Below are 12,716 nucleotides of genomic sequence, written 5' to 3'. Positions count from 1 at the left end.
CTGCGCATTGAGCCTGCGCGGTGTCATCCCAGCGGCGCTGTTCAAGCGCAAGATTCATCAAGTCTCCGGCAAGCCTGACGTGATAGTCGAACTCAGTGGCGAATGCATGGTCGGAAACTCCGTCGGGATATGAGACGTATGACGAGGTCGGAGAATTCACAACGTTGTCCCAGGAATACCGCACAACCTCCTCCTCACATTGGCGGAGGCGGTCTTGTACCGCCTTCGCGCTTCCAGACTGTCACCGGCCCAGTACCGGGCGGCCGAGCGGCAGCCCGCGGCCCCCTGTCGCGAGCGACATCACATGGAGGAACAGGTAGCAGCCCAGAGCAGCAAAGGTGAAGGCTACGTATCCACCTGCGGCTTTCAATTCCGCGGAGCCCTGCAGTGTCGCAAGCAGGACGAGAGCGAGGGCAGCATCGATCAGCGCGAACAGCAAGGTGTAAGCGGCCGGAAGGCGCAGCGTCGCCAGGGTTAGGAGCGCCACGATGACCGACCACGAAATCAGGAATAGGGCCTGGGTGGTGGTGGCGCTGTCCGAGGGAACGCTGAACCAGTCGTGGCTCAATCCGAGCACGAGGATGCCGTAGCTGAGCCAGAATCCGGTAAAGATGCCGAAAATGGATGCGACCGCGCTTTGGCCGATCCCGGCTGCCCAGACCGCGGCGACGAGCTGGCCGATTCCGGTAGCGGCGAGAATGATCGCCACTGGTGCTCCGACCGCTGCGGACGGCACGTAGCCGACGAGAGTCAAGCCAAGGGCGATCGAGCCCACGATGAACGTGGGAACGCCGACGGTCGCGGGGTCACCGGACAGTGGCCCCGGCCTCGGCTCAGGTTCTTGGTGCGCGGGTCTCGCGTGGTCTTTTGCAGCTGTGTCTGATGTGGTCACGATCCGCTCCTTTGCGGTGTTCGCGGCGCCGTCCAGAGCCGGATCGGCTTTGCTGGCTTCGAGTGGACGACGATCCTGTACCAGGCCTTATTCGGAGTATTCGGGCGGACGTTGGCTAAAAGGACTAGGACACAGGCCGGACCGGCGACTATGTTGCCGATCCGGCCGTGCTCCTTATATTTCAAGCCGCTGGCGCGCATGGCCGGAACATCGGCCGATCAGCCTTTGCTCCCGGCGCGTGCTGCGGCGTTCGCGACAGCTCGCTCGGAGAGCGCCTTCTGGGCGGCATCCCACTTGACGTGGTTGCCCCGCCACGTGTCCAGAGCCGGCCCGACCAGGGCCCGTCCGAACGAGTAGGTCAGCTCCCACGGAAGCTGATCGAGGTTCTGCATGGCCCCGAGATGGTTCGTCGCCACTTCCGGGCTTTGGCCACCGGAAAGGAAGGCGACACCCGGCACAGTGGGCGGCACGGTATCGCGCAGGGCGTCCACTGTGGCCTGAGCGACCTCTGCTACGGCGGGCTGCTCCGAGCTGTCCGTCCCCGCCACCACCATGTTGGGTTTCAGGATCATGCTGTCGAAGTCCACCCGCATCAGAGCGAGTTCGTCGAACAACGACCGCAGCACCGCCCTCGTCACTTGCTGGCATTGCGCCAGCGAGTGGCCGCCGTCCATCAGCACCTCGGGTTCCACGATGGGCACCAGCCCGCCTTCCTGGCAGAGACCGGCGTACCGTGCCAGCGCGTGCACGTTCGCTCGCACCGCACGGTTCGTGGGCAGGCCGGCGCCGATCGTGAATACCGCGCGCCACTTGGCGAAGGTCGCCCCGAGGCGCCGGTACTCCCCGACTCGTTCGCGCAACCCGTCGAGGCCTTCCGTGACCTTTTCGTTCGGGGCCCCCGCCAGCGGCTTGGCTCCGGTATCGACCTTGATGCCGGCGAGAACCCCGATATCCGCGAGAGCCTCGGGAAAAGTCTGCCCATTGGACAGTTTCTGGCGAAGAGTCTCGTCGGCGAGGATGATTCCGCTGACCGAATCGGACAGCTTGGGGGTGGTGACGATCAATTCACGATAAACGCGCCGGTTCTCCTCCGTCGGCTCCACTCCGACGCTTTCCAGTCGCGACGACATCGTTCCGATGCTCTCATCGGCAGCGAGAATCCCGCGTCCATTAGAGACCAATGTGTGGGCGACTTCAGTCAAGGTCGACATGTGTCGTTACGCCTCCTCGCGTACTGCACTGGACCGATTGGCAATATCGGTTCTATGAACTGGCGAATGCTCATTGCGTCTTTTTTGAATGTTCGGCTCGTGGCGTGGCTCGACTCTGTGGTCTTCATCCACAGCTAGGACGCGCAACCGGCTGTTTTGAGACTGCACGGATCTGCACGTCCGGGTCAACCTATGCGGCACGAAGAGAGGCTACGGGGGCACGAACGGTTTCGAATCACGGCCAAGCGGGCCTGCTTCTGCGCCTCGCTGCGACCATGGTTGCGCGGGCCCCGTGGGCGCCGGGCTCCGGTGCCCACGGGACCCGCTGTACCTCCTTTCGGATTTCCGTGGACGGGCCGCCCGGGGCCGGGCAGCCCAGCTCCTGTTCGGTCGGGGAAACGAACAGGACATCCTCGTACGAATCGCCCGTCATCCCGGGGAAGAGGTCCTCGTGGGCTGTGGGGAATGACCTTGGGCTCTGAGCGGCACCGCGGGGACGTAAGCCAGCTGCAATTGGAGTGCCTTGCCAATTGTGCTTCTCAAAAATATCCCGCGTTCTTGCGGATCATAACCATGATCGCGGCCTAGCGCAGACGTGAGGCCGCTTGGACGCGTGTAAGAACCGCCCGTCGACTTTCGGCATCCGTTCGTACTGCACAGGTTGACCTGGACGCGCAGATCCGTGCAGTCTCACAACCTGTTATGCGTCCTAGCTGTGGCTGAAAACCGCAGAGCCGAGGAAGGGGCAGCATGGAGGAATCAACGACGGGTACCTACCGGACGGCGTCGTGATTTCCCAGCCATTCTGACCGGAATCTGGAAGCAGTCAGCCAGCTCTGGGCGGTTGAAATGTTCGCCGTGCCGTGGAGCACGGAGAACATCATCCGCACCTGAACCCCGGACGTCACCGATCACCACTGATGAGGAGAATACCGTGCAGCTGCAGGTAGCAATGGACGTCGTAAAACTCGACCAGGCCCTGACCCTGGCGCGTCAGGTCGCCGATTCCGTGGACATCCTCGAGTTGGGCACGCCGCTGATCAAGTCCGAGGGCCTCAGGGCGATCACGGCGATCAAGGCCGCGCACCCGGACAAGCTCGTGTTCGCGGACTTGAAGACCGCCGACGCCGGTGAGCTGGAGGCGGGTCTCGCCTTCGAGGCGGGGGCGGACCTGGTCACGGTGATGGGTGCGGCGGACGACGACACGGTGCGGGGGGCCGTGGCCGCCGGCCGCAAATACGGCAAGGACGTCGTCGCCGACATGATCACCGTGGTGGACGACCGTGTGTCCCGGATCCGTGAGGTCTCGAAATTCGGGGTGTCGTTCGTCGAGATCCACGCTGGGCTCGACGAGCAGGCCCGGCCCGGCTACACGATTCAGGCGCTGCTCGATGACGGCCAGAAGGCCGGGGTCCCCTTCTCGATCGCTGGTGGTATCACCGTCGAAACCATCGGCTCGGTGCGGGCCGCCGGCGCGAGGGTAGCGGTAGCCGGTGGGGCGATCTACAACGCCAAGGACCCGGCTGCGGCCGCGAAGGCCCTCAAGGGGCGCACCAGCTGATAGACCGGGCGCGAGTTCGGCACATGGTGTTGGGGGCTGCATCGATTTTCTGCCGCCCCCAACACTGATCCGTACTCCGCCGTTCGGAGCGGTCTTTGAGAAATCCGGACAAGTGATCAGGAGGAGTGCTTGATGGTTGATGGGCCGAGTAATGCATCGCGCGGAGGACCACGGCGCTCCGCACCGAGCTGGTCATTGAAAGAGCCGGAGCTGGTGGCCTCCGTCCTCGGCGCCGACTACGCGTGTCTCGGCGATGAGGTGGCCAGCCTCACCGACGCGGGGGTCGACCGCATCCAGTGGGACATCATGGACGGACGCTTCGTCCCGAACATGACGTTCGGCCCGGATGTTGTGGCTGTGTGCCGTCAGCACAGTCATCTGCCATTCGAAGCCCACCTCATGGTGCAGGATCCGGATCCGATGCTCGCGCGCTTCGCTTCGGCTGGCTGCGAGACCATCATCGTGCACGCCGAGACCTGTCCACATCTGCTTCGAACCCTTTCCACGATCCGTGATCTCGGGGTGGAAGCGGGAGTCGCCGTTAATCCGTCCACTCCGGTCGACTTCCTTCGCCATGTGCTAGATCAGCTAGATCAGATCGTGATCATGACTGTCAACCCTGGTTTCGGCGGGCAAAGATACATCGCCGCGATGGAGGAAAAGGTCGCTGAGGTGCGCGCATTGGTGGACCGGTCCGGAAACCCGGTGCGGATCGAGGTGGACGGAGGAATCTCGACGGACACCGCTCGGGCGGCCTGGTACGCGGGAGCCGAGCTCCTCGTCGCCGGCTCGGCTGTGCTCGGCCACCCCGGTGGGAAGCGGACTGCCGTGGCTGAGCTTCACCGTGCCCTGACGCGCCCGGTGCCCGCACCGTGATCGGCCGTCCGCTCTGTTGTCGTTATGGAAAGGAGAAGTGACGTGGAGAGCCGAAAGCCAGGTGTGCTGCCCGATACCGGAAAAGCTTTGCGCGGAGCCGAGTATTCCTTGCTGCTGTCCGCCGCGGCGATAGTGCGGAGGCGCTACGTGCACTGCGGCGGCGATGCCAGTCTGTCTCAGACCTCTGCAAATGAGCTGGCGAACGTTTTCGGGGCTGTCGCCAGGGAACACCCCGCCCTTGACGAGGTCTATCGACGAGAGGCGATCGCCCTGGCGCATCGCCTGATCGATGACGACCATCCCGAGCACTCACGGATGTGGCCTACTTACAGGGAGCCGGACAGGGCGATCGGAATGGCCCCGTCAGGCAAATGACCAAGAGTGGCTCCGCGATCGCAATCGGCGGCATGTTCCTGGATCGCAAAGGGGATTCCTTGGGCCAGGGGTGGTCCGAGTTGGCCGCAGATCGTGGTGGCCCTGACGTATTCAGCGTCGAAAGTGCCCTTCCCAGCGGCGCGGAAACGCGAGGAGGTGGGGCCATGTCACTCCTCGCAGGGAAGAGCACGCGAGCAACCGAGAGCATCAGGAGTGCGCGTCTATGATCGCGAACAAATCCACCGCCGGCCATCGCGCGAGCGAAGAGCCCGACGACCTTGCCCGCTTGACCACAGCACACCTTCCGGATGACTGGACCGAACTGGACCGGCGGGCCGTGGACACCGTCCGGGTGCTGGCCGCTGATGCGGTCGAGAACTGCGGCAGCGGGCACCCGGGTACTGCGATGAGCCTGGCGCCGGCCGCCTATGCGCTGTTCCAGCGCGTCATGCGGCACGACCCCAGCGACCCGAACTGGATCGGCCGCGACCGGTTCGTGCTGTCGGCGGGGCATTCGAGCCTGACGCTGTACCTGCAGCTGTTCCTTTCCGGCTACGGGCTGGAACTCGAGGACATCAAGGCGTTGCGGACCTGGGACTCGAAGACCCCGGGGCACCCCGAGTACGGGCACACTACGGGCGTGGAGACCACGACCGGTCCGCTGGGCCAGGGTCTGGCCACCGCGGTGGGCATGGCGATGGCCGCCCGCCGCGAGCGCGGTCTTTTCGACCCGGAGGCCGCCGCGGGTGAGAGCCTGTTCGACCACCACGTCTACGTGATCGCCTCCGACGGTGACATCGAGGAGGGTGTGACCTCCGAGGCGTCGTCGCTGGCCGGCACGCAGCAGCTGGGCAACCTCACGGTGATCTACGACTCCAACGAGATCTCCATCGAGGACGACACCCGCATCGCGCTGTCCGAGGACACCGCCAAGCGGTACGAGTCCTACGGTTGGCAGGTCGTCAGGGTGGACGGCGGTGAGGACGTCAAGGGCCTGCTGGCGGCGATCGAGGAGGCCAAGGCCGAGACCTCGCGCCCGACGCTGATCGTGCTGCGCACGGTGATCGGCTACCCGGCGCCGACCAAGATGAACACCGGCAAGGCCCACGGTGCCGCGCTCGGCGCCGAGGAGCTTGCGGGGGTCAAGAAGGTACTGGGCTTCGACCCGGAGCAGTCGTTCCAGGTCGACGCCGAGGTGCTGGACCACGCCCGCGAGGTCGCCGCGCGAGGCAAGGCCGACCACGAGAAGTGGCAGATCGCCTTCGACGCTTGGGCGGCGGCCAACCCGGAGCGCAAGGCACTGCTGGACCGGATGCTGGCCCGTGAACTGCCGGCGGGGTGGGCCGAAAAGCTTCCTAGCTGGGAGCCCGACGGAAAGAGCATCGCGACCCGCAAGGCTTCCGCAGAGGTCCTGACCTCCCTGGCCGACGTGCTTCCCGAGCTGTGGGGCGGCTCGGCCGACCTCGCGGAGAGCAACAACACCACCATGAAGGGCGCGGACTCGTTCGGCCCCAAGGCCATCTCCACCGGTATGTGGAGCGCCCAGCCTTACGGGCGGACGCTGCACTTCGGTATCCGCGAGCACGCGATGGGCGCTATCCTCAACGGCATCGCGCTGCACGGCGGCACCCGCCCCTACGGCGGCACCTTCCTGGTGTTCAGCGACTACATGCGCCCGGCCGTGCGACTGGCAGCGCTGATGCGCCAGCCGGTGATCTACGTCTGGACGCACGACTCCATCGGCCTGGGCGAGGACGGACCGACCCACCAGCCGATCGAGCACCTCTCCTCGCTGCGCGCCATCCCGGGCCTGAACGTGGTCCGCCCGGCCGATGCGAACGAGACCGCCGCCGCGTGGAAGGCCGCGCTGGAGGACACCGGCGCCCCGTCCGGTCTGGCGCTGACCCGCCAGGGCGTGCCGACGCTGGAGGGCACCGACAGCGAGGGCGTCGCCAAGGGCGGGTACGTGCTCGCCGAGGCCGGCAACGGCAAGCCCGAGGTGATCCTCCTCGCCACCGGTTCCGAGGTCCAGCTCGCGGTCGAGGCCCGCAAGACCCTGGAGGCCGGCGGTGTCGCGACTCGCGTGGTGTCCATGCCGTGTGTTGAGTGGTTCGACGCCCAGGACGAGGCCTACCGCCGCGAGGTGCTGCCTCCGTCGGTGCGCGCGAGGGTCGCCGTGGAAGCGGGCGTGGCCCAGCCGTGGCACCGCTTCGTCGGGGACGCGGGTGAGATCATCTCGCTAGAGCACTTCGGTGCCTCGGCCGACTACAAGACGCTGTTCGCCAAGTTCGGATTCACCGCCGAGGCGGTCACCGAGGCCGCTCGACGCACTCTGCGCGCCGTCCGGTCGAGCTGACGCCCGGCGACATTGAAAACAGGTGTCGCGATCTGGCTCGACGACCTGTCTGCACAGCGGATCAGCTCGGCAACCCAGCCGAGCTGATCCGCTGCTACCAACTCGGGGACACAGCCGGCCCCGGCACGGCTTCGAGAGTGAAACGGGAGGCGAAGCGGTGAACAAGTCCACATCCGATCCAGGGACGCCGATCTTCGGCGAGCTGAACAAGGAGCTCGGCGAGCTGCCCGATATCGAGGTGCGCGACTTCGACTCCTACGGCTTCGACTTCTCAAAGGACACGTCCGGGAAGCCGGCTGTGCAGGAAGTGGTCGACGACAGTACGGGCAACGCCAGCGGTGAGTCGACCAGCAAGCCGGCCAAGGCGGCAGGCGGTCGCCGTCGGTGTACGGAGTCCTGAGCAAAGAGCAGAAGTTCGCACGGCGCAGCATAAATCACCCGGTCAACGCCGACGACCGGAGGACCTGCGGATTGAGCACAGTCGCCTACTCGCTGCTCGTGGGCATCCACATCTCGATCTGGGATCGTGCAAGCAACTGGGGAATCATGCCGGGCCTGGCATCCAGAGCGCGTAGATCAGAGCCGAGAGAACGGTAACGGGGAGCACGGTGCGCCGGCCTTCCCTTCAGTCTCGCTACCCGGCTTCTCACGTGCAATCTCTAAATATCCACTGTGGATAGCTCGATGCGCTGCGGCGGAATTTGCCCGCAGCCGGTGGAATACCAGCGCGGTGAACTCGCACTCGGTCGTCGGGCCTTTACTCTTGCGGGCCAGGAGATTCGACGGGCCGAGTTCGTCAACACAGAGCGCGCGTCCGTCATCGTGTGGGGTGTCGTACAGCGTGAGGATGCGGGCCATTTCGGCCGGGAACTCCGTATCGTTCGGACGTTCCAGGTTTTGGTGGCCTGCCTGGAGACGCTGCCGCAGATCCTGCACGACGGCAGCGTCTCCAGGCAGGCTTGCTTCCCGATCTTTCGAAGATCGGGATCAGGGGAAGCTCCTTGCCGAGTCGATGTCAGGGAGATCGACATCAAGCTGCCCGGCGTTCTGGATCGCAACACCGTTACCCCAGCCCGTCGGTCGGCGCATGCCTCGGTGACCTCCGTGGCTCTGCTCCTGGTCGAGCCCGCCGTGTGTCCGTGGCGGAAGGAGGTTGCCGGTGGCTTCGAGTACGGACATCCACAGGTCACCGTCGGGGTCAACCTGGTTGCGATAGCTGATGATCAGCGGCATGGGCACGTGTACGAAACGCCGTCGCCAGCGTACGACGGCGGTTTCGGTACGCCCTGCCATGGCCGCGTGCACCGCGGCATGAGCCAGGCGTAGGCAGTAGACGCTGTCATAAGCATTGGCGGTGACACTGCGGATGGCGTAGCTCGGGTCGATGTAGCGCACGGTGGGGGTGAGGCCGGCATCGGTCAGGTGGGCGGTGATGCTCTCCCTGAGCAGTGCTCCGATGTCACCGAGCTTGGCGTTCCCCGAGGCGTCGGTGGCGTCGCTCTGAAGGAGGCCACGCTCTGCGAGGAGGTCCTGGCCCGCCCCCTCGGCGACGACGATCACCACGTAGCCCTTGGAGCGCACGTGCTGCTCGACGCGGGCCAGCAGGCCATCTGTTCCTTCCAGGACGAATGGGACTTCCGGAATCAGGACGATATCCGCTGTGTTGAGGGCCAGGGACGCGTAGCAAGCGATGAACCCGGAGTGCCGGCCCATCAGCTTCACGATCCCGATGCCGTCCGGACTGGCCGCGGCTTCGACGGAGACCGAGGATATGAATTCGGTGGCCTGCGCGAACGCGCTTTGGAACCCGAAGGACTGGTCGGTGAACGGCAGGTCGTTGTCGATCGTCTTGGGTACCCCGATAACAGCGATATCGAGATCGCGTGCCCTGATCGCCGCGGACAGGCGTGTCGCGGCGCGCATGCTCCCGTCGCCACCGATGACGAACAGTACGTTGATGCCTCGTAGGACGAGGCTGTCGACCATTTCGTCGGCATCCTGGCCGCCACGTGAACTCCCCAGGATGGTGCCGCCGGCGTTGTTGATATCGCGGACGCGCTCGGGCGTCAGCTCGATGGTGTCATTGCGGTTTTCGGCGGTCATTCCCCGGAACCCGTTGCGGAAGCCCAAGATTCGCTTGACGCCGTAATGCACGGTGAGTTCCTGGACTAAACCGCGGATGACGTTATTGAGACCAGGGCATAGCCCTCCGCAGGTGACGACACCGGCGCTGACGTGGGCGGGGTCGAAGTAGATTTTCCGGCGGGGCCCGGCGGCCTCGAAGCTTGGAAGCTGGTCCGCGGGGAGGTTGTGCTTGGCCAGCATGGAGACCGTGTCCTCGAGCAGGACACGGTCGCCCTCCGCAACGTAATGTGGGGAAGTCTGCTTAGCGGCGAGCATCTCGGAGAACGGTGAGTCGTAGTGGCACTCACCGAGGCGGCGAACGCGGAGGTCCTCCAGGTGCAATGTCACCGAATCTCCTAAAACGTGATGGGCGTATGGCATGGTCGGCAGGATGGATGCCGTGCAATGTCCGGGCGCGTCGAAAACACCCGCACCGCAACGTCATCCGCACTAGGGGTCAGCCTGCCGCCGGGCGTGGGATCAGCTGGGCAGTCCGGCCATCCGGGGTAGGGAACCGAAGGTCGTATGAGAAATGTGGCGCACCTGTCCGCTGGAGATCAGGAGCGATTCCGCGAGTACCGTGCCGTCGGATTCCCGGGGCCGGCTCAGCAGTGATCCCCCACTGATGCCGGTAGCGACGAAGAAAGCATCGCCGCTTACGAGCTCGTCGCAGCTGTAGATGCGGTCAAGGTCCATGCCGGCTGCACGGATCGCGTCCGCTTCCGCATCACGTTGGGGAGCAAGACGGCCCAGCATGCCGCCACCCAGGCCGCGGACCGCTGCGGCGGTCATCACTCCCTCGGGCGTGCCGCCGATTCCGAGAAGCAGGTCCGCGTTGCCAGTGGGCAGGAGAACCTCAAGGCTCCCACCGACGTCGCCTTCTGCCGGTGTGTGCACGGCGGCGCCCGCCTGCAGCACCCGCGCGATCAGTTTCTGATGCCGCGGCTTATCCATGATGACGACGCGGAGCTCGCTGACCGGCTTGCCGAGAGCCTGGGCGACTTTGTGCAGGGTGCGCTCGGGGGAGTCGGTAAGATCGACAACGTCCTTCGCTTGTGGGGGCACCACTATCTTGTCCATGTAGAACCCGGGGCCGGGTGACCAAAGACTCCCCGACTCCGCGAAGGCGATGGTGGCCAATGCGCCGGGGAGATTCTTCGCGCAGAACTTGGTGCCCTCGAGAGGATCGACGGCGATATCGAAATCCGGGCCGAGGCCATTGCCCAGGGTTTCGCCGTTGTACAGCATTGGGGCCTCGTCTTTTTCGCCTTCCCCGATGATGACCGTCCCCCGGCCAGGGGCGTCGGCCAATACCTGACGGATGGCATCGGTCGCCGCGGCATCGGCGGCATCCTTGTCGTGCCGTCCGACCCAAGCGTGGCTGGCCACCGCCGCACTGTGGGTGGCGGCCAGAGCCACCGCCTCCAGAGTGTGGATATCGGTGCGATTTCGAGGTGCGCCCTCACTTTGACGCTGCATCTCGGGCTCCTTGTCTTGTCTTATCTGTTGCCTCGGTTACGTCAGAGCGCTTACGGCGTACCAGCGAGCCCTGTGATCAGTTCAGGACTATCGCCCGCACCTTTCTTCGCGATGTGCGAATCGAATCGATGTGCTCCTCCGGATGATTTACCCGGGGCCGGTCATTCCAGATTCGCGTGGAGGCGCCACAGCTCACGGGCCTGAGTGTCACTGGACTTCCACAGCGTGTGGAACAGCGCGTCAGTGAGGATCAGGACGGACTGTTCGAACATGCTCCCCGCGTACTGCTCGGAGGCTTTCCCGTCGAAATCCTGCTTGGCCGCGGCCGGGATCACGAGCACTTCGGTCGCCGTCTTGGCCAGCGCCGAATCGGCTGCGGTGGTCAGTGCCAGCACATTCGCGCCTTGATCGCGCGCGACCTCGGCCGCCCGCACCACCCGGGACGTGGACCCTGAACCGGATGCCGCGACCAGGACGTCGCCCGGGCCGATCGCCGGGGCGGTCGTCTCGCCCACAACGTGGGTGGACAGCCCGAGGTGCATGAAACGCATCGCGGCCATTTGCAGGGCGAGCCCGCTCCGCCCGGTGCCGATGGTGAACACCGCCGGCGCCTTGAGCAGCAATGCGCCGGCGCGAGCCCACGCCGCCGAATGGACGCCCTTGCGTACCCGCTCCGCCTCTTCGGTGATGATTTTCATCGCGTAGTTGAAATGAGGAGGGTTCAGCTTTTCGCTCAGGATCCGATTGGCCGTGTCCGTCTTTTCTGCCACTGCTTCACTCTCCGCTGATCGAGTCGGACATGTTCGTTGGTTCGGCGCACGACTACCGCGCCGGGGCCACCAGGGAGGGGCCTTTCGCTCAATGATTGCCAAGGCGGACAGCGGTGTCCGTTTGGGCGGCGTCCGGATCTCTGCGGTTTTCGGCCACAGCTAGGACGCGCAACGCGTGTTTTGAGACTGCACGGATCTGTACGTCTCGGTCAACCTATCCAGCACGAAGAGAGGCTGCGGGAACACGAACGGTTCCAAATCGCGGCCAAGCGGACCTGTCTGGATGTGGATGTGGTTCACCGGTTGCGCTGGTGCTCGGAGGACAAACTGGCGAAGGCGCGGAGGAGTGATGATCTTTCCGCCGGTTTGTGCCTCAGCACGTCCTCGTATCCGGCATCAGCCAGGATCGCTGTTCTGTATAACCGCGAATTTTCAAATCAGGGGTGCAATGGGGCTTGATTGCGTTAGAATTTCCGGGTGCGCGTATATCTAGGCTCCGATCATGCCGGATTCGAACTCAAGAACCACTTCGCCAAGAGGCTCGCCGGCCTCGGCTACGAGGTGACCGACGTCGGCCCCACCGTCTACGACGCGGAGGATGACTACCCACCGTTCTGCGTCGAGGCGGCGCGGCGCGTTGTCGCCGACGAGGGCAGCCTCGGCCTCGTCATCGGCGGCTCCGGGAACGGGGAACAGATCGCCGCGAACAAGGTGCCCGGCGCCCGCGCCGCGCTGACCTGGAACGTCGACACCGCCAAACTGTCCCGGCAGCACAACAACGCACTGCTGGCCGGCATCGGCGCTCGGATGCACACGGTCGAGGAGGCCGAGCGCATCGTGGACGCGTTCCTCACCACCGAGTTCGAGGGCGGCCGCCACCAGCGCAGGATCGACCTGCTGTCGGACTACGAGCGCTCTGGCGAGCCGCCCGCCCTGCCCGGAAACTGACCGTCCTCGACGTAGACCCCCGCCGACTCCGGGGCGGCGACGACCGCCGCCGGAGTCGGCGCGGAAAGATCGTTGACGTGCGCCGGCTTCCGGCGCCGCGACCTCCGCACAGCAGCTGTCGCTC

At 65.1% G+C, this 12,716-nt stretch carries 12 protein-coding genes; 6 read left to right on the top strand and 6 right to left on the bottom strand.

Going from position 1 to position 12,716, the window contains the following annotated elements; translation table 11 throughout:
* Positions 1 to 241: 241 nt before the first annotated feature.
* Together AC07FN_RS16610 and AC07FN_RS16605 are read right to left on the bottom strand one after the other, a co-directional pair.
* A complete protein-coding gene (locus AC07FN_RS16610; RefSeq protein WP_478396384.1) occupies positions 242 to 892 on the bottom strand; it encodes a GPR1/FUN34/YaaH family transporter in 651 nt (216 codons plus the stop codon).
* Positions 893 to 1,110: 218 nt separating this feature from the next.
* A complete protein-coding gene (locus AC07FN_RS16605; protein ID WP_478396383.1) occupies positions 1,111 to 2,103 on the bottom strand; it encodes a class I fructose-bisphosphate aldolase in 993 nt (330 codons plus the stop codon).
* 934 nt (positions 2,104 to 3,037) lie between these two features.
* Between AC07FN_RS16605 and hxlA the strand changes: the two genes are divergently transcribed.
* The 5 genes from hxlA to AC07FN_RS16580 all read left to right on the top strand — a co-directional run bounded on the left by hxlA (position 3,038) and on the right by AC07FN_RS16580 (position 7,671).
* Complete coding sequence (gene hxlA / locus AC07FN_RS16600) at positions 3,038 to 3,664, top strand: 3-hexulose-6-phosphate synthase (RefSeq protein ID WP_478396382.1); 627 nt, start codon at positions 3,038 to 3,040, stop codon at positions 3,662 to 3,664.
* A 132-nt stretch (positions 3,665 to 3,796) separates the two neighbouring features.
* Positions 3,797 to 4,540: a ribulose-phosphate 3-epimerase gene (gene rpe / locus AC07FN_RS16595; RefSeq protein ID WP_478396381.1), complete on the top strand. Its 744-nt coding sequence runs from the start codon at positions 3,797 to 3,799 to the stop codon at positions 4,538 to 4,540.
* A 42-nt stretch (positions 4,541 to 4,582) separates the two neighbouring features.
* The gene (locus AC07FN_RS16590) at positions 4,583 to 4,915 is read left to right on the top strand and encodes a hypothetical protein (protein ID WP_358604146.1); all 333 of its coding nucleotides are present in this window, start codon (positions 4,583 to 4,585) and stop codon (positions 4,913 to 4,915) included.
* A 223-nt stretch (positions 4,916 to 5,138) separates the two neighbouring features.
* Entirely contained in the window at positions 5,139 to 7,271 is a 2,133-nt protein-coding gene (tkt, locus tag AC07FN_RS16585) for a transketolase (protein WP_478396380.1), read from the top strand.
* A gap of 157 nt (positions 7,272 to 7,428) precedes the next feature.
* Positions 7,429 to 7,671: a hypothetical protein gene (locus AC07FN_RS16580; RefSeq protein ID WP_358500521.1), complete on the top strand. Its 243-nt coding sequence runs from the start codon at positions 7,429 to 7,431 to the stop codon at positions 7,669 to 7,671.
* 176 nt (positions 7,672 to 7,847) lie between these two features.
* Here the strand turns inward: AC07FN_RS16580 and AC07FN_RS16575 are convergent, their stop codons facing one another.
* From AC07FN_RS16575 to hxlB, 4 genes are all read right to left on the bottom strand, one after another.
* The gene (locus AC07FN_RS16575; protein ID WP_478396379.1) at positions 7,848 to 8,207 is read right to left on the bottom strand and encodes a hypothetical protein; all 360 of its coding nucleotides are present in this window, start codon (positions 8,205 to 8,207) and stop codon (positions 7,848 to 7,850) included.
* Positions 8,208 to 8,258: 51 nt separating this feature from the next.
* Positions 8,259 to 9,743 carry an ATP-dependent 6-phosphofructokinase gene (locus tag AC07FN_RS16570; protein ID WP_478396378.1) on the bottom strand — a complete coding sequence of 495 codons (1,485 nt, stop codon included), beginning with the start codon at positions 9,741 to 9,743 and terminating at the stop codon, positions 8,259 to 8,261.
* Between the two features lie 132 nt (positions 9,744 to 9,875).
* Positions 9,876 to 10,874, bottom strand: a complete 999-nt coding sequence (gene glpX / locus AC07FN_RS16565) for a class II fructose-bisphosphatase (protein WP_358500525.1) — start codon at positions 10,872 to 10,874, stop codon at positions 9,876 to 9,878.
* A 161-nt stretch (positions 10,875 to 11,035) separates the two neighbouring features.
* On the bottom strand, positions 11,036 to 11,644 hold the full coding sequence (hxlB, locus tag AC07FN_RS16560) for a 6-phospho-3-hexuloisomerase (RefSeq protein ID WP_358500528.1): 609 nt from the start codon (positions 11,642 to 11,644) through the stop codon (positions 11,036 to 11,038).
* A 477-nt stretch (positions 11,645 to 12,121) separates the two neighbouring features.
* Here hxlB and AC07FN_RS16555 point away from each other — a divergent pair, with 477 nt between their 5' ends.
* On the top strand, positions 12,122 to 12,592 hold the full coding sequence (locus tag AC07FN_RS16555; RefSeq protein ID WP_132493981.1) for a ribose-5-phosphate isomerase: 471 nt from the start codon (positions 12,122 to 12,124) through the stop codon (positions 12,590 to 12,592).
* Positions 12,593 to 12,716: the final 124 nt, after the last annotated feature.

The organism is Saccharopolyspora sp. NPDC045941 (assembly GCF_056431445.1).
This window is presented reverse-complemented; position numbering and strand designations above follow the sequence as displayed.

Coding starts and splice junctions, on each gene's coding strand:
- AC07FN_RS16605 (WP_478396383.1), bottom strand. CDS start 2,103: ATGTCGACCTTGACTGAAGTCGCCCACACATTGGTCTCTAATGGACGC.
- rpe (WP_478396381.1), top strand. CDS start 3,797: ATGGTTGATGGGCCGAGTAATGCATCGCGCGGAGGACCACGGCGCTCC.
- tkt (WP_478396380.1), top strand. CDS start 5,139: ATGATCGCGAACAAATCCACCGCCGGCCATCGCGCGAGCGAAGAGCCC.
- glpX (WP_358500525.1), bottom strand. CDS start 10,874: ATGCAGCGTCAAAGTGAGGGCGCACCTCGAAATCGCACCGATATCCAC.